Genomic DNA, 14,039 nt, shown 5'->3' on the forward strand with positions numbered 1-14,039 from the left:
TCAGTTGCCTTCCTGATTGTTGTCGACGATCCGGTATTCAGCGCTGCGCGCATGAGCGGTCAGGGATTCGCCACGCGCCAGCACCGACGCGGTCTTGCCCAGCTCGGACGCGCCTTGCTCGGAGCAGAAAATGATGGAGGAGCGTTTTTGGAAGTCGTAAACACCCAGCGGCGAGGAGAACCGCGCAGTGCCCGAGGTCGGCAGCACGTGGTTGGGGCCTGCGCAGTAATCGCCCAGCGCCTCGGAGGTGTGACGCCCCATGAAGATGGCGCCGGCATGACGAATCTGCGGCAGCCACGCCTCCGGGTTCGCGACCGACAGCTCCAGGTGCTCGGGTGCGATGCGGTTGGCGACCTCAATGGCCTGGGTCATGTCCGCCACTTTGATCAGCGCACCACGACCATTGATGGACGTATTGATGATCTCGGCGCGTTCCATGGTCGGCATCAGCCTGGCAATGCTCGCCGCTACCTGGTCCAGAAATTCGGCGTCCGGGCTGACCAGAATCGCCTGGGCGTCTTCGTCGTGCTCGGCCTGGGAGAACAGGTCCATGGCGATCCAGTCCGGATCGGTCTGACCGTCGCACACCACAAGAATTTCCGAAGGGCCGGCAATCATGTCGATACCCACTTGACCAAACACGTGACGCTTGGCCGTCGCGACATAGATGTTGCCCGGCCCTACCACCTTGTCGACCTGCGGAACGCTCTCGGTACCGTACGCCAGTGCCGCTACCGCCTGAGCGCCACCGATGGTGAACACCCGATCGACGCCCGCAATGCACGCGGCCGCCAGCACCAGTTCGTTGATTTCGCCGCGCGGCGTCGGCACGACCATGACCACTTCACCGACACCGGCGACCTTGGCGGGAATGGCGTTCATCAGCACCGACGAAGGATAGGAAGCCTTGCCGCCCGGTACATACAGACCGGCGCGATCCAGCGGCGTGACCTTCTGGCCGAGCACAGTGCCATCCGCTTCGGTGTAGCTCCACGAGTCCTGTTTCTGACGTTCATGGTAATTGCGCACACGGTCAGCGGCCTTTTCAAGCGCCTGACGCTGTGCAGGGGTGATGCGGGTCAGTGCCAGCTCGAGGCGCTCGCGCGGCAGAATAAGGTCAGCCATCGACGCGACATCGAGGCCGTCGAAACGCTGGGTGTATTCCACCAGCGCCGCGTCGCCGCGCTCGCGAACGTTCTTGATGATGTCCAGCACACGCTGATTGACCGAATCGTCGGACACGCTTTCCCAGCTCAACAGATGATCCAGATGTCGAGCGAAATCAGGGTCGGCAGCGTTGAGTCGGCGAATGGTGTTGGAAGTGGTCATAGCGTGAGCCTCAATGAATGGCATGTTCTCAGGAGCCTTGTGCATAGGCAGGAGCCTAAGCTACCAAGCCATCCGCGCAGGCACCTGAGAAATTTGGCTATGACACGGATAGCTGGGCGCAACCTGGATCAAGGTCGCGCGAAACAGTCAGCCGCGGTGTCGCGATTCCACTGCGGTGCGCAGAGTATCGATCAGCGACTGGATACGCGCGTGCTGCATCTTCATCGATGCCTTGTTCACAACCAGACGCGAGCTGATGTGCGCGATCATTTCCTGGGGCTCCAGGCCATTGGCACGCAGCGTATTGCCGGTGTCGACGACGTCGATGATCTTATCCGCCAGCCCTACCAGCGGAGCCAGCTCCATCGAGCCGTACAGCTTGATGATGTCGACCTGACGGCCCTGCTCGGCGTAATACCGCTTGGCAACGTTGACGAACTTGGTGGCCACACGCAGTCGGCCCTTGGGCTCGGCAGCCCCGACCGCGCCTGCGGTCATCAGCTTGCACTTGGCGATCTGCAGATCCAGTGGCTCGTAAAGGCCCTGGCCGCCGTACTCCATCAACACGTCCTTGCCGGCCACGCCCAGATCGGCGGCGCCGTGCTCGACATACGTCGGCACGTCGGTCGCACGGACGATCAGCAGGCGAACATCGTCCTGGGTCGTCGGAATGATCAGCTTGCGGCTCTTGTCCGGATTCTCGGTCGGCACGATACCCGCTGCAGCGAGAAGCGGCAGGGTGTCGTCAAGGATGCGGCCCTTGGACAGTGCGATGGTCAACATTGGAAACGTCAGTCCTTATCAGCAAGCGCGCGTCGGGTCACAATCGGCGCCCGACGACTTCCGGATCGAACAACGCAGACCCGGAGTAAAACGAATCAGAAAATTCTGGCTGCACTCGGTCACGAACGCTGCCTGGCCGATCGACTCGGCTCAGGCAGCGGGTCGCAACGACTAGCCCGGCACGCGACGGATTTTCGCGCCCAGCATCTGCAGTTTCTCTTCGATGCACTCGTAACCACGGTCGATGTGGTAGATGCGGTCGATCAGCGTGTCGCCTTCCGCGATCAGCGCGGAAATCACCAGACTGGCCGAAGCACGCAAGTCGGTCGCCATCACGGGCGCGCCTTTGAGCTTCGCGCAGCCGGTGACGATGGCAGTGTTGCCCTCGACCTGAATCTGAGCGCCCATGCGGTGCATTTCGTAAACGTGCATGAAACGGTTTTCGAAAATCGTCTCGATGACCGCGCCCGTGCCTTCGGCAATGGCGTTGAGCGAGATGAACTGGGCCTGCATGTCGGTCGGGAACGCCGGGTACGGCGCAGTGCGCACGTTGACGGCTTTCGGACGCTTGCCATGCATGTTCAGCTCGATCCAGTCTTCACCGGTGGTGATCTCGGCACCGGCTTCACGAAGCTTCTCGAGTACGGCTTCAAGAATGGTCGGATCGGTGTCCTTGACCTTGACGCGGCCGCCTGTTGCAGCAGCGGCAACCAGGTAGGTGCCGGTCTCGATGCGGTCAGGCATGACACGGTAGGTCGCCGAACCCAGTCGCTTGACGCCATCGATGGTGATGGTGTCGGTGCCAGCGCCGGAAACCTTCGCGCCCATGGCATTGAGGAAGTTCGCCAGATCGACGACTTCCGGCTCACGAGCAGCGTTTTGCAGCACGCTTCGGCCGTTGGCCAGCGCTGCGGCCATCATGATGTTTTCGGTACCGGTCACGCTCACGGTATCGAAGAAGAAGTGCGCGCCACGCAGCCCGCCTTCAGGGGCCCGGGCCTTGATGTAGCCGCCTTCGACGTCGATGATCGCGCCCATGGCTTCAAGGCCGCGGATGTGCAGATCGACCGGACGCGAACCGATGGCGCAACCGCCAGGCAATGCGACTTCGGCTTCACCGAAACGCGCAACCATCGGGCCCAGCACCAGAATCGACGCACGCATGGTTTTCACCAGTTCGTACGGCGCGACGAGGGTCTTGATGGTGCGAGGATCGATTTCGACACTGAGCTTTTCGTCGATGATGGGCTCGATGCCCATGCGACCGAACAGCTCGATCATGGTGGTGATGTCATGCAGGTGCGGCAGGTTGGCGACGGTCACGGGACCGTCAGCCAGCAACGTGGCTGCGAGAATCGGCAGGGCAGAGTTCTTTGCCCCGGAAATGCGGATTTCGCCATCAAGACGAATGCCGCCAGTAATAATCAGTTTGTCCATTAGAATCTCGACGCCATTTTGGCTCAGGTGCGCTCGGCCCATGCAGCGCGGCTGAAAAATTTCATGGTGACCGCGTGGATGCTGCCATCAGCGATCCATGGGTTCAAATGCGTATAGATCTGCTGCTGGCGCTTGACCGGACTTAGTGCAGCGAGCTCGTCGCTGATCACGTTCAGCTGAAAGTTACAGCCTTCGCCTTCAACTTCGACCTGAATCTCTGGCAGCTTACCTTCAAGGAAGCTTTTAACTTCTACGGCCTGCATGCTTAACCTCAATCGGCGCCCTACGCGCGCGGGTCGGCCATCATACAAAAAAGCCCTCTCGTTGCGAACCCTACTTTGCAGGAGACGGACGAGGGGCTTGATCGATGATCAGCTATCAATGTTGTTCGAACAGCTCGGTCAGACCCGATACCTGTGCGATTTCCTGCATGTCTTCAGGGAGCGAGCGAACGCTGACCGTTTTGCCTGCGTCGCTGGCGTCGCGCATGAAGGCCAGCAGCAGGGCCAGCCCGACGCTACTGGACTTCTCGACGCCAGAGCAATCAAGGACCAAAGCCGGCGCATCGCTGGCCTTGATCAGTTGAGCGCCCTGCTCGCGTAACGCAGGGCCGGTGCGGTAGTCGAGCACGCCGAACAGCTTCAGCTCGCCGCCACCCACCGCCGTGATAGCCGCTTCACTCATTTGACGACCTTGTCAGGCGAGTTTTCGGTGGCGTCCTTGGCCTTGGCAACTTCGCCCGCCCACCCATCGATGGTTTTGTCCAGGTTGTTGCCGTTGCGCTGCATCGCGTCAGCGAACTGATCGCGGAACAGCTTGCCGATGTTGATGCCGTTGATGATCACGTTACGCACTTTCCACTCGTTGTTGATGGTCACGAGGGTGTACGAAACCGGGTAGACCGCGCCGTTGTTGCCCTTGACTGACATGTCGACGGACGTGCGGTCAGCCGCCTCTTCCTTGGCTGGCGAAACGGTGATGCCCTGGTTGTTGTACTCCAGCAGCGCATTGCCATAGAACTGGATCAGGCTGCGCTTGAAGTTTTCCTGGAAGCGTTGCATCTGCGCCGGGGTAGCGTTGCGCGAGTACTTCACTGTCATGATGCTTTTGGAGATGCCGTCAGCATCGATCACAGGACCGACGATGCCGTTGAGCGCCTCGTAGAACGCCTGCGGATCGGATTTGTACTTTTCCTTGTTGGCAGCCAGGTCGGCCAGCAGCTGCTTGGTCGTACGGTCCACCAGATCATGAGCGGAGGACGCAGGTGCAGCGTTGGCGAACAGCGGCAGAGCAGCCAGCAGCACCAGAAGGCCACGGCGCAGAATCGAGATCATGAAAAAACTCCTCATTTAGCGTCTTTACCCACGGAATTCAGCAGGAATTTGCCGATCAGGTCCTCGAGTACCAGCGACGACTGCGTGTCGTGGATGGTGCCGCCGTCTTTCAACAGCTGATCATCTCCGCCAACGCTGATGCCGACGTATTTCTCGCCCAAAAGGCCAGCGGTCAGAATCGAGGCAGTGGAATCGGACGGCAGGTTGTTCACCCGCTTATCCACTTCCATCGTCACACGGCCCATGAAGGTATCGTGGTCCAGATCGATTGCAGTGACCTTGCCGATGGTCACACCGGCCATGGTCACCTTCGCTCTGACAGTCAAACCGGCGATATTGTCGAAATTTGCATAAAGTTTGTAGCTGTCGTTGGTGGCGCTGGCGCTCAGACCACTGACCCGCAGGGCGAGCAGGAGCAAAGCCAGGATCCCGGCGAGCAGAAACAGGCCTACACCGGTTTCGAGGGTGCGGTTTTGCATCAGAAGTCTCCAAACATCAAGGCGGTCAGAATAAAGTCCAGGCCCAGTACGGCCAGCGAGGCGTACACCACGGTCTTGGTCGTGGCGCGACTGATCCCCTCGGACGTGGGCTCGCAGTCATAGCCTTGGAATACGGCGATCCAGGTGACGACGAAAGCGAAAACGACGCTTTTGATGACACCGTTGATTACATCATTGGAAAAGGAAACGCTGTTTTGCATGTTCGCCCAGAAGGAGCCTTCGTAGACGCCCAGCCAGTCCACCGCCACCCAGGATCCGCCCCAGATGCCGACCACGCTGAAAATGATCGCGAGCACCGGCAGAGAGATGAAACCGGCCCACAGACGCGGCGCGACGATGTACTTCAACGGGTCGACGCCGATCATCTCAAGGCTGGACAATTGCTCGGTGGACTTCATGTTGCCGATTTCGGCAGTCAGCGCCGAGCCGGCGCGACCGGCGAACAGCAGCGCCGTCACAACCGGGCCCAATTCGCGCAGCAGCGTGAGGGCAACCATCTGCCCCACCGCCTGCTCCGAGCCGTACTTGGCCAGAATACTGAAACCCTGAAGCGCCAGAACCATGCCGATGAAGACGCCTGACACGACAATGATCGCCAGGGACATGACGCCGACCGAATAAAGCTGACGCACCAAGAGCTGGAAACCACCGCCGATTCCACCGCGCCCAAGCAGGGCATGAACCAGAAAAATCCCCGAACGACCCAACACTGCAACAACATCGATCGCTGAGCGCCCCATCAGGCGTACACGATCCATCAATGACTTTCTGCGCATCAGCGCTTCCCCAAAAGATCTTCGCGATAATCCGGCGCCGGATAATGGAAAGGCACCGGCCCGTCGGGATCGCCCGTCATGAATTGACGAATGCGAGGGTTATCCGACTGCATCAATTCCTGCGGTGTCCCCTGCCCCAACACCTGCCCGTCGCCCACGACGTACAGATAGTCGGCAATGCTCGCGGTTTCTGCCAGGTCGTGGGACACCACGACACTGGTGATGCCGAGCGCATCATTGAGCAGGCGGATCAGCCGGACCAGCACGCCCATGGCGATCGGATCCTGACCCACGAAAGGCTCGTCGTACATGAGTATCTGCGGATCCAGCGCGATGGCCCTGGCCAGTGCGACGCGACGCTTCATGCCGCCGGAAAGTTCGTCGGGCATGAGCTCGACCGCACCACGCAGCCCCACCGCCTGCAGCTTCAGCAGGACGATGTCGCAAATCATGTCTTCGGGCAATTTGGTATGGACACGCAGCGGAAACGCCACGTTTTCGAATACGTCGAGATCGGTGAACAACGCACCGCTCTGAAACAGGACACCCATCTGCTTGCGCGCGTCGAACAGGTCGCTGCGCGACAGCTTCGGCAGGTTCTGGCCATTGACCCAGACCTCGCCCGCGTTTGGACGCAGTTGTGCTCCCATCAGTCGCAGCAATGTGGTTTTACCACTGCCTGACGGCCCCATGATGCCGGTGACTTTGCCCCGGGGGATGCGAATGTCCACATTGTTGAAGATGCTGCGCGTACCGCGTTTGAAGGACACGCCCTTCAATTCGACCGCGTAGGCGTTATCGGCACTCATCTAAACTCCTTGCGATGCAACCTGTCTCTGAGATGCCGCGTCCTTGACGAACGACACACTATCAGGAGGGGCCGAACAAGCGGCGAACTATAACACCGCTGTGCCAAGCCGCCAAAGCACCAACGTGTCGAGTCGCAAACAAAGAAGCAGATTTCAGACACAGAGGAAATTTCCCGCTTCCGCCACTTGGATTAATCGGCATCAACTGAAGGACTGAACGCTTCTATAAACAAAGAGCGACGATGAAGCGTGAGGCTTTTGAACATTGTCGCTATAATCCCCGCCTTTTCACCAAGCGACCCTTTACAGACATGGCCACCGCCCGCGACCTGATCCAATCGGCACAAAGCACCATCCACCTGGAAATAGAAGCCGTGGAAGGGCTGCTTGCGCACATCGATGCGGGTTTCGTCAGCGCCTGCGAGATGATTCTCGGCAGCAAGGGTCGGGTGGTCGTGGTCGGCATGGGCAAGTCCGGTCATATCGGCAAGAAAATTGCCGCAACCCTGGCGAGCACCGGCACCCCTTCGTTTTTCGTCCATCCGGCCGAGGCCAGCCACGGCGACATGGGCATGATCACCAGCTCAGATGTCATCCTGGCGCTGTCCAACTCGGGCACCACCGCCGAGATCGTGACACTGCTGCCGCTGATCAAACGCCTGGGCATCAAGATGATCAGCCTGACGGGCAATCCGGAATCGACGCTGGCCAAGGCCGCTGACATCAACCTCAATGCCCGCGTCGAGAAAGAAGCCTGCCCCTTGAATCTGGCACCGACCTCCTCGACCACCGCCGCTCTGGTCATGGGCGACGCCCTGGCCGTCGCCTTGCTGGACGCGCGCGGCTTCACCGCCGAGGACTTCGCCTTCTCGCACCCGGGCGGCGCACTGGGACGCCGTCTGTTGCTGAAGGTCGAGCACGTCATGCATTCCGGTGCCGAACTGCCGCAGGTTGCACGTGGTACGCCACTGCGCGATTCCCTGATGGAAATGACCCGCAAGGGCCTGGGCATGACCGCCATTCTGGAAGCCGATGGCCGCCTCGCCGGAATCTTCACCGACGGCGATCTGCGCCGTACGCTGGACCGGCCGATCGACATCCGTCAGGCAATCATCGACGAAGTGATGACCGTGCACGGCAAGACCGTGCGCCCGGAAATGCTCGCCGCCGAAGCCCTGAAAATCATGGAAGACAACAAGATCGGCGCACTCATCGTGGTCGACGAGAACGATCGCCCTGTCGGCGCGTTCAACCTTCAAGACCTGCTCCGTGCGGGAGTCATGTAAATGAGCGCCGATATGAACGATCTGATGCAGCGTGGCAAAAACATCAAACTGGCCGTGTTCGACGTCGACGGCGTGCTGACTGACGGACGCTTGTACTTTCTTGAGGACGGCAGCGAATTCAAGACGTTCAACACGCTCGACGGCCAGGGCATCAAAATGCTCATCAACTCTGGCGTGACCACGGCGATCATCAGCGGACGCAAGACGCCGGTCGTCGAACGTCGTGCCAAAAACCTCGGCATCGCGCATCTTTACCAGGGACGCGAGGACAAACTCGTCGTGCTCGACGAGCTTTTGCAGCAACTGAATCTAAGCTACGAGCAGGTCGCGTACCTGGGTGACGACCTTCCCGATCTGCCGGTCATCCGCCGGGTCGGTCTGGGCATGGCCGTGGCCAACGCTGCCGGTTTCGTACGCCAGCATGCCCACGGAACTACCCAGGCACGCGGCGGCGAAGGCGCCGCCCGAGAATTCTGCGAGTTGATCCTGAGCGCTCAGGGCAACCTCGAAGCGGCCCACGCCGCCTACTTATAGAAGTGCATTTATGCTCAGCAAAAAGTTTCGTACGTTTCTGATCTTCGGTGTTCTGGCAGTGCTGCTTGCAGCGGTCGGATACTGGAATGTCAGCCCCGAAAGCTTCATGGATCAACCCAAGGCGGCCGTGGACGAAAGCGCGATCGACTATTACGCGATCAACGCCCACAGCATTCAGTACCTGCCCGACGGCAGCATGCAATACGACATGACCTCCGATAAGGTCGAGCACCTGAAGGCCACCGATGTCACGCTGATGACTACGCCGGTCCTGCAAATGTACCGTGGCACCGAATTCCCCTGGCACGTACAGAGCGTGCGCGCCGAGGTCTCCCCCGGTGGCGACCATGTCGAGCTGATCGATCAGGTGCGCATCAACCGCACCGACGAAAAGAAACGCACCACCGTGATCACCAGTACCCGCATGACTGTCTTCCCTCAGAAGCAATATGCGGAAACCGCGCAACCCGTTAGAATCGACGGCTTCAACGGCGTGAGCACCGGTACGGGTATGAAGGCCTATCTAAAAGAAAGCAGGATACACCTGCTATCGAATGCAAGAGGACAGTATGAGGCTCCTTAAAACCCTCCCTATTTTGCTCGGCCTGGGCGCAGCACTGGGAAGCGTGAGCGCCTGGGCTCTGCCGAACGATCAGGATCAGCCTATCCGTATTCAGGCCGACGATGCTCAGCTGGACGACAAGCAAGGTGTCGCGACCTACAAAGGCGACGTGATCATCACCCAGGGCTCGATGAAGGTGACCGGTAACACCGTGACCATCACTCGCACCCCTGCCGGCGACATCGACGTCGTGACCTCGGTGGGCAACCTCGCCTACTTCGAGCAGCTGCAGACCGCCGGCGACACCAAGCCCGTACAGGGCTGGGGCGTCACCATTCAGTACCACGCAGCGCAGAACCGCGTCGTGCTGATCGACAAGGCCAAGGTCATCGACAAGGACAACAACACCACTCAGGGCGAAAAAATCGTCTATGACACGGTCCGCAAGCTTGCCAGCGCCGGCCGTGCAACAGGCAGCAAGGTGACCGAAGCCCGTCCGCGCGTCGACATGGTGATCCAGCCGAAAAAGAAAACCGACCAGCAGAAGGCCCAGTAATGGCAACGCTGAAAGCCCAACACCTGGCCAAGAGTTACAAGAGTCGCCAGGTCGTCCGTGACGTCAGCCTTTCCATCGAAAGCGGTCAGATCGTCGGCCTTCTCGGCCCGAACGGTGCGGGCAAGACCACGTGTTTCTACATGATCGTGGGCCTGGTTCAGGCCGATCAGGGCCGCGTGCTTATCGACGAGCAGGACGTCAGCCACCAGCCCATGCACGGCCGCGCACGCGCCGGTATCGGCTATCTGCCGCAGGAAGCGTCGATCTTCCGCAAGCTGTCGGTATCGGACAACATCATGGCGATCCTTGAGACCCGCAAGGAACTCGACCGCGCCGGACGTCGCAAGGAGCTGGAAAGCCTGCTGCAGGAATTCCACATCACTCACATCCGCGACAACCTCGGCATGAGCCTGTCGGGTGGTGAGCGCCGCCGCGTCGAGATCGCACGTGCACTGGCCACGGCGCCGAAATTCATCCTGCTGGATGAACCGTTCGCAGGTGTCGACCCGATTTCCGTGGGCGACATCAAGCAGATCATTCATCACCTCAAGGCCAAGGGCATCGGCGTTCTGATCACCGACCACAACGTTCGTGAGACGCTGGATATCTGCGAGACCGCCTACATCGTCAACGACGGGCAACTCATCGCGGAAGGCGACGCTGAAACCATCCTGGCCAACCAGCTGGTAAAAGAAGTGTATCTCGGCCACGAGTTCCGTCTGTAACCCGGTGAAGACGGGGGCTGGAGACGAACGCGAGCGTGCGCCTCATCGCCAACCCCGGATTAATTGTCGTCACACTCTAGGCAAACACTCTGGTTTCAGGCATATAATTTGCTTAAGTAGGCGCCTCGGCGCCCTAGTAGTGGATGGCGCGCAGTGCGCCGGCGAATAAGGTGTTAAGCCCCTGCCATGAAACCTTCGCTAGTCTTGAGAATGGGCCAGCAGCTGACGATGACGCCGCAGCTGCAACAGGCCATCCGCTTACTCCAACTGTCGACGCTGGATCTCCAACAGGAAATCCAGGAGGCACTGGAGTCCAATCCGATGCTCGAACGACAGGAAGAAGGCGACGATTTCGATAACGTTGACCCAATGGCCGACAACATCGAGCATAAGCCCAACCCTGACGTTCAGGAGCCGACCTATCAGGAAGCCACTCCGACCGTCGACAACCTCGACGATAGCGAGTGGAGCGAGCGCATCCCCAACGAATTGCCCGTCGATACTGCGTGGGAAGACATTTATCAAACCAGCGCCAGCAGCCTGCCGAGCAACGACGATGACGAGTGGGACTTCACGACCCGCACCTCCGTTGGCGAAAGCCTGCAAAGTCATCTGTTGTGGCAGCTGAATCTGGCACCCATGTCCGACACCGATCGCCTGATCGCCGTTACCCTCATCGACTGCATAAACCCTCAGGGCTACCTGGACGAGTCGCTGGAAGAGTTGCTCGACGCATTCGATCCGGAACTCGACATCGAGCTGGACGAAATCGAAGCTGTTCTGCATCGCATCCAGCAGTTTGAACCGGCCGGTATCGGCGCACGCACGCTGAGCGAATGCCTGCTGCTGCAGCTGCGCCAGCTGCCGACCAAGACCAGATGGCTGGCCGAGGCACAGCGTCTGGTGAGCGATTACATCGACCTGCTCGGCAGCCGCGACTACGCGCAACTCATGCGCCGGATGAAGCTCAAGGAAGATGACCTGCGCCAGGTGATCGAACTGGTTCAGAGCCTCAACCCGCGTCCGGGATCGCAGATCGAATCCACCGAAGCCGAATACGTCGTCCCTGATGTCATCGTGCGCAAGGACAATGAACGCTGGCTGGTCGAGCTCAATCAGGAAGCCGTGCCACGCCTGCGGGTCAATCCGCAATACGCAGGCTTCGTGCGTCGCGCCGATACCAGCGCCGACAACACGTTCATGCGCAATCAGTTGCAAGAGGCCCGCTGGTTCATCAAGAGCCTGCAGAGCCGCAACGAAACCCTGATGAAGGTGGCCACGCAGATTGTCGAGCATCAGCGCGGCTTCCTCGAGTACGGCGACGAGGCAATGAAGCCGTTGGTCCTGCACGACATTGCGGAAGCGGTCGGCATGCACGAATCAACGATTTCCCGCGTGACCACGCAGAAATTCATGCACACACCGCGTGGCATCTACGAACTGAAATACTTCTTCTCAAGCCACGTAAGCACCTCCGAAGGCGGTGAATGCTCGTCCACGGCGATCCGCGCGATCATCAAAAAACTGGTTGCCGCGGAAAATCAGAAAAAGCCGTTGAGTGACAGCAAGATCGCTGGTTTACTGGAGGCACAAGGCATTCAAGTGGCCCGTCGCACAGTCGCCAAATACCGCGAATCTCTAGGGATCGCGCCTTCGAGTGAACGCAAGCGACTGATGTAAAGGTCACAGGCCACAGCGTTCCAGTGGCAGGCACCCAAGCCTGCCTCTTAATGCACTGGCAACGAAGGAGAAGCTGTATGCAAGTCAACATCAGTGGACACCAACTGGAAGTGACCAAGCCCCTGCGCGAGTACGTCGAGCTGAAGCTCAAAAAGCTCGAAGGGCACTTTGACAAGATTACCAATGTGCAAGTGACGATGGCCGTCGAGAAACTCAAACAGAAGATCGAGGCCACGCTGCATATCCACGGTGGAGAGGTGGTTGCCAATGCGGAGCATGATGACATGTACGCGGCGATCGACCTGCTCACTGACAAGCTGGACAGACAATTGCTCAAGCATAAGGAAAAGCAGCAAAGCATCCTCAAAGGTGCGGCAGCTCGCTGATACCCCCCACCCATGATTCGACTCGAAAACATCCTGACCCCTGGCCGTTCATTTGTGAACGTGCCAGGTGGCAGCAAAAAAGCCGTTCTCCAACAGATTGCTGAAATGATCTGGCAGCAGGTGCCTGAACTTGATCAGCAAACTCTCTATGAAAGCCTCATTGCCCGTGAAAAGCTCGGATCGACCGGGTTCGGCAACGGCATCGCCATTCCCCACTGCCGACTGAAAGGTTGCGACTCGCCCGTCAGCGCAGTGCTTCATCTTGAAAAACCTGTCGACTTCGACGCCATCGACGGCGCGCCTGTCGATCTGCTGTTCGTGTTGCTGGTGCCGGAAGCGGCAACCGACGCTCACCTCGAACTGCTGCGCCAGATCGCCAGCATGCTTGACCGTGCAGATGTCAGGGCGAGCCTGCGGAACGCGAAGAGCAGCGATGAGCTCTACAACGTCGTGCTTCACGTCCAGAACGGTCACTGATCATGCGCATGATCATCGTCAGCGGTCGCTCCGGCTCCGGCAAGAGTACGGCCCTCGATGTTCTTGAAGACAGCGGCTTCTACTGCGTCGATAACCTGCCTGCCGGGCTGCTGCCGGAACTGGCCGAGCGAGCACTGATCCACACCGAGCTGGCTGAGCCATTGCTCGCGGTTTCGATAGACGCACGTAACCTGCCCAGCCATCTGAGCCGTTTTCCGCGCATGCTCGAGGAGGTGCGCAGCCGGCACATTCAGTGTGACGTGTTGTTCCTGGATGCCGAAGAGTCGACGCTGCTCAAGCGTTTCTCCGAAACCCGCCGCCGCCATCCGCTGAGTACGGCAACCCGCTCGCTGGCTGAAGCCATCCGCGACGAAAAAACCCTGCTGGGGCCGATCATCGACCTTGCCGACCTGACTGTCGACACCACCCACCTGAATCTGTATCAGTTGCGCGACACGCTCAAGCTGCGGCTGCTGAACAGACCGGAACCCGGCACAGCCTTCCTGATCGAGTCGTTTGGCTTCAAACGCGGCATGCCGGTCGACGCCGACCTCGTGTTCGACGTGCGCTGCCTGCCGAACCCGTACTGGAAGCCCGAGCTGCGCGAGCAATCCGGGCTTGACCAGCCAGTGGCGGAGTATCTGGCCGCGCAGCCGGATGTCGAGGAGATGTTCCAGGATATCTGCGCCTACCTTACCAAATGGCTGCCGCGCTTCGCCGCCAGCAACCGTGCCTACGTCACCATTGCCATTGGCTGCACCGGCGGACATCACCGCTCCGTCTACCTGACCGAACGTCTGGGTCAGGTCCTGCAACAATCGCTCAAGAATGTTCAGGTTCGCCACCGCGACCTAAGCTGAAAGGA

18 protein-coding genes are annotated in these 14,039 nt (G+C 59.5%); 9 read left to right on the forward strand and 9 right to left on the reverse strand.

From position 1 onward, the window contains the following. The 9 genes from hisD to BMZ10_RS11990 all read right to left on the reverse strand — a co-directional run bounded on the left by hisD (position 1) and on the right by BMZ10_RS11990 (position 6,968). Positions 1-1,329 (reverse strand): histidinol dehydrogenase, encoded by a 1,329-nt coding sequence (gene hisD / locus BMZ10_RS11945; RefSeq protein WP_093461885.1) that lies wholly within the window; start codon positions 1,327-1,329, stop codon positions 1-3. A 147-nt stretch (positions 1,330-1,476) separates the two neighbouring features. After that, on the reverse strand, positions 1,477-2,112 hold the full coding sequence (gene hisG, locus BMZ10_RS11950; RefSeq protein WP_074753869.1) for an ATP phosphoribosyltransferase: 636 nt from the start codon (positions 2,110-2,112) through the stop codon (positions 1,477-1,479). Positions 2,113-2,283: 171 nt separating this feature from the next. Beyond that, the gene (gene murA, locus BMZ10_RS11960; RefSeq protein WP_093462571.1) at positions 2,284-3,549 is read right to left on the reverse strand and encodes a UDP-N-acetylglucosamine 1-carboxyvinyltransferase; all 1,266 of its coding nucleotides are present in this window, start codon (positions 3,547-3,549) and stop codon (positions 2,284-2,286) included. 23 nt (positions 3,550-3,572) lie between these two features. Then, a complete protein-coding gene (locus tag BMZ10_RS11965; RefSeq protein WP_093461891.1) occupies positions 3,573-3,812 on the reverse strand; it encodes a BolA family protein in 240 nt (79 codons plus the stop codon). Between the two features lie 115 nt (positions 3,813-3,927). Beyond that, the gene (locus tag BMZ10_RS11970; protein WP_093461894.1) at positions 3,928-4,233 is read right to left on the reverse strand and encodes an STAS domain-containing protein; all 306 of its coding nucleotides are present in this window, start codon (positions 4,231-4,233) and stop codon (positions 3,928-3,930) included. Further along, on the reverse strand, positions 4,230-4,883 hold the full coding sequence (locus BMZ10_RS11975) for an MlaC/ttg2D family ABC transporter substrate-binding protein (RefSeq protein WP_093461897.1): 654 nt from the start codon (positions 4,881-4,883) through the stop codon (positions 4,230-4,232). Before BMZ10_RS11975 ends, BMZ10_RS11970 begins: the two co-directional genes overlap by 4 nt. An 11-nt stretch (positions 4,884-4,894) precedes the next feature. After that, positions 4,895-5,362: an outer membrane lipid asymmetry maintenance protein MlaD gene (mlaD, locus tag BMZ10_RS11980; RefSeq protein ID WP_093461900.1), complete on the reverse strand. Its 468-nt coding sequence runs from the start codon at positions 5,360-5,362 to the stop codon at positions 4,895-4,897. Beyond that, a complete protein-coding gene (mlaE, locus tag BMZ10_RS11985) occupies positions 5,362-6,159 on the reverse strand; it encodes a lipid asymmetry maintenance ABC transporter permease subunit MlaE (RefSeq protein WP_093461903.1) in 798 nt (265 codons plus the stop codon). Before mlaE ends, mlaD begins: the two co-directional genes overlap by 1 nt. Then, positions 6,159-6,968, reverse strand: coding sequence for an ATP-binding cassette domain-containing protein (locus tag BMZ10_RS11990; RefSeq protein WP_093461906.1), 810 nt, complete (start codon positions 6,966-6,968; stop codon positions 6,159-6,161). Before BMZ10_RS11990 ends, mlaE begins: the two co-directional genes overlap by 1 nt. 311 nt (positions 6,969-7,279) lie before the next feature. Here BMZ10_RS11990 and BMZ10_RS11995 point away from each other — a divergent pair, with 311 nt between their 5' ends. From BMZ10_RS11995 to rapZ, 9 genes are all read left to right on the forward strand, one after another. Next, positions 7,280-8,254 carry a KpsF/GutQ family sugar-phosphate isomerase gene (locus BMZ10_RS11995; RefSeq protein WP_093462574.1) on the forward strand — a complete coding sequence of 325 codons (975 nt, stop codon included), beginning with the start codon at positions 7,280-7,282 and terminating at the stop codon, positions 8,252-8,254. Then, the gene (kdsC, locus tag BMZ10_RS12000) at positions 8,255-8,788 is read left to right on the forward strand and encodes a 3-deoxy-manno-octulosonate-8-phosphatase KdsC (protein ID WP_093461913.1); all 534 of its coding nucleotides are present in this window, start codon (positions 8,255-8,257) and stop codon (positions 8,786-8,788) included. Between the two features lie 10 nt (positions 8,789-8,798). Then, positions 8,799-9,371 (forward strand): LPS export ABC transporter periplasmic protein LptC, encoded by a 573-nt coding sequence (gene lptC / locus BMZ10_RS12005; RefSeq protein WP_093461916.1) that lies wholly within the window; start codon positions 8,799-8,801, stop codon positions 9,369-9,371. Continuing rightward, positions 9,358-9,906, forward strand: coding sequence for a lipopolysaccharide transport periplasmic protein LptA (lptA, locus tag BMZ10_RS12010; protein WP_093461919.1), 549 nt, complete (start codon positions 9,358-9,360; stop codon positions 9,904-9,906). Before lptC ends, lptA begins: the two co-directional genes overlap by 14 nt. Next, complete coding sequence (gene lptB, locus BMZ10_RS12015; protein ID WP_093461922.1) at positions 9,906-10,631, forward strand: LPS export ABC transporter ATP-binding protein; 726 nt, start codon at positions 9,906-9,908, stop codon at positions 10,629-10,631. The genes lptA and lptB overlap by 1 nt, the downstream gene beginning before the upstream one ends. Positions 10,632-10,817: 186 nt before the next feature. Continuing rightward, positions 10,818-12,311 (forward strand): RNA polymerase factor sigma-54, encoded by a 1,494-nt coding sequence (locus tag BMZ10_RS12020; RefSeq protein WP_093461925.1) that lies wholly within the window; start codon positions 10,818-10,820, stop codon positions 12,309-12,311. Between the two features lie 77 nt (positions 12,312-12,388). Next, positions 12,389-12,697: a ribosome hibernation-promoting factor, HPF/YfiA family gene (hpf, locus tag BMZ10_RS12025; protein ID WP_003377554.1), complete on the forward strand. Its 309-nt coding sequence runs from the start codon at positions 12,389-12,391 to the stop codon at positions 12,695-12,697. A 12-nt stretch (positions 12,698-12,709) separates the two neighbouring features. Then, entirely contained in the window at positions 12,710-13,174 is a 465-nt protein-coding gene (gene ptsN / locus BMZ10_RS12030; protein ID WP_093461927.1) for a PTS IIA-like nitrogen regulatory protein PtsN, read from the forward strand. Between the two features lie 2 nt (positions 13,175-13,176). Beyond that, positions 13,177-14,034, forward strand: coding sequence for an RNase adapter RapZ (gene rapZ / locus BMZ10_RS12035; protein WP_093461930.1), 858 nt, complete (start codon positions 13,177-13,179; stop codon positions 14,032-14,034). The last annotated feature ends 5 nt before the right edge of the window (positions 14,035-14,039 follow it).

This window comes from Pseudomonas sp. NFR16 (assembly GCF_900108875.1).
Classification (GTDB): Bacteria; Pseudomonadota; Gammaproteobacteria; order Pseudomonadales; family Pseudomonadaceae; genus Aquipseudomonas.

Excerpts from the sequence above, each read along its gene's own strand:
- hisD (WP_093461885.1), bottom strand. The coding sequence starts at position 1,329 with ATGACCACTTCCAACACCATTCGCCGACTCAACGCTGCCGACCCTGAT.
- hisG (WP_074753869.1), bottom strand. The coding sequence starts at position 2,112 with ATGTTGACCATCGCACTGTCCAAGGGCCGCATCCTTGACGACACCCTG.
- murA (WP_093462571.1), bottom strand. The coding sequence starts at position 3,549 with ATGGACAAACTGATTATTACTGGCGGCATTCGTCTTGATGGCGAAATC.
- BMZ10_RS11965 (WP_093461891.1), bottom strand. The coding sequence starts at position 3,812 with ATGCAGGCCGTAGAAGTTAAAAGCTTCCTTGAAGGTAAGCTGCCAGAG.
- BMZ10_RS11970 (WP_093461894.1), bottom strand. The coding sequence starts at position 4,233 with ATGAGTGAAGCGGCTATCACGGCGGTGGGTGGCGGCGAGCTGAAGCTG.
- BMZ10_RS11975 (WP_093461897.1), bottom strand. The coding sequence starts at position 4,883 with ATGATCTCGATTCTGCGCCGTGGCCTTCTGGTGCTGCTGGCTGCTCTG.
- mlaD (WP_093461900.1), bottom strand. The coding sequence starts at position 5,362 with ATGCAAAACCGCACCCTCGAAACCGGTGTAGGCCTGTTTCTGCTCGCC.
- mlaE (WP_093461903.1), bottom strand. The coding sequence starts at position 6,159 with ATGCGCAGAAAGTCATTGATGGATCGTGTACGCCTGATGGGGCGCTCA.
- BMZ10_RS11990 (WP_093461906.1), bottom strand. The coding sequence starts at position 6,968 with ATGAGTGCCGATAACGCCTACGCGGTCGAATTGAAGGGCGTGTCCTTC.
- BMZ10_RS11995 (WP_093462574.1), top strand. The coding sequence starts at position 7,280 with ATGGCCACCGCCCGCGACCTGATCCAATCGGCACAAAGCACCATCCAC.
- kdsC (WP_093461913.1), top strand. The coding sequence starts at position 8,255 with ATGAGCGCCGATATGAACGATCTGATGCAGCGTGGCAAAAACATCAAA.
- lptC (WP_093461916.1), top strand. The coding sequence starts at position 8,799 with ATGCTCAGCAAAAAGTTTCGTACGTTTCTGATCTTCGGTGTTCTGGCA.
- lptA (WP_093461919.1), top strand. The coding sequence starts at position 9,358 with ATGAGGCTCCTTAAAACCCTCCCTATTTTGCTCGGCCTGGGCGCAGCA.
- lptB (WP_093461922.1), top strand. The coding sequence starts at position 9,906 with ATGGCAACGCTGAAAGCCCAACACCTGGCCAAGAGTTACAAGAGTCGC.
- BMZ10_RS12020 (WP_093461925.1), top strand. The coding sequence starts at position 10,818 with ATGAAACCTTCGCTAGTCTTGAGAATGGGCCAGCAGCTGACGATGACG.
- hpf (WP_003377554.1), top strand. The coding sequence starts at position 12,389 with ATGCAAGTCAACATCAGTGGACACCAACTGGAAGTGACCAAGCCCCTG.
- ptsN (WP_093461927.1), top strand. The coding sequence starts at position 12,710 with ATGATTCGACTCGAAAACATCCTGACCCCTGGCCGTTCATTTGTGAAC.
- rapZ (WP_093461930.1), top strand. The coding sequence starts at position 13,177 with ATGCGCATGATCATCGTCAGCGGTCGCTCCGGCTCCGGCAAGAGTACG.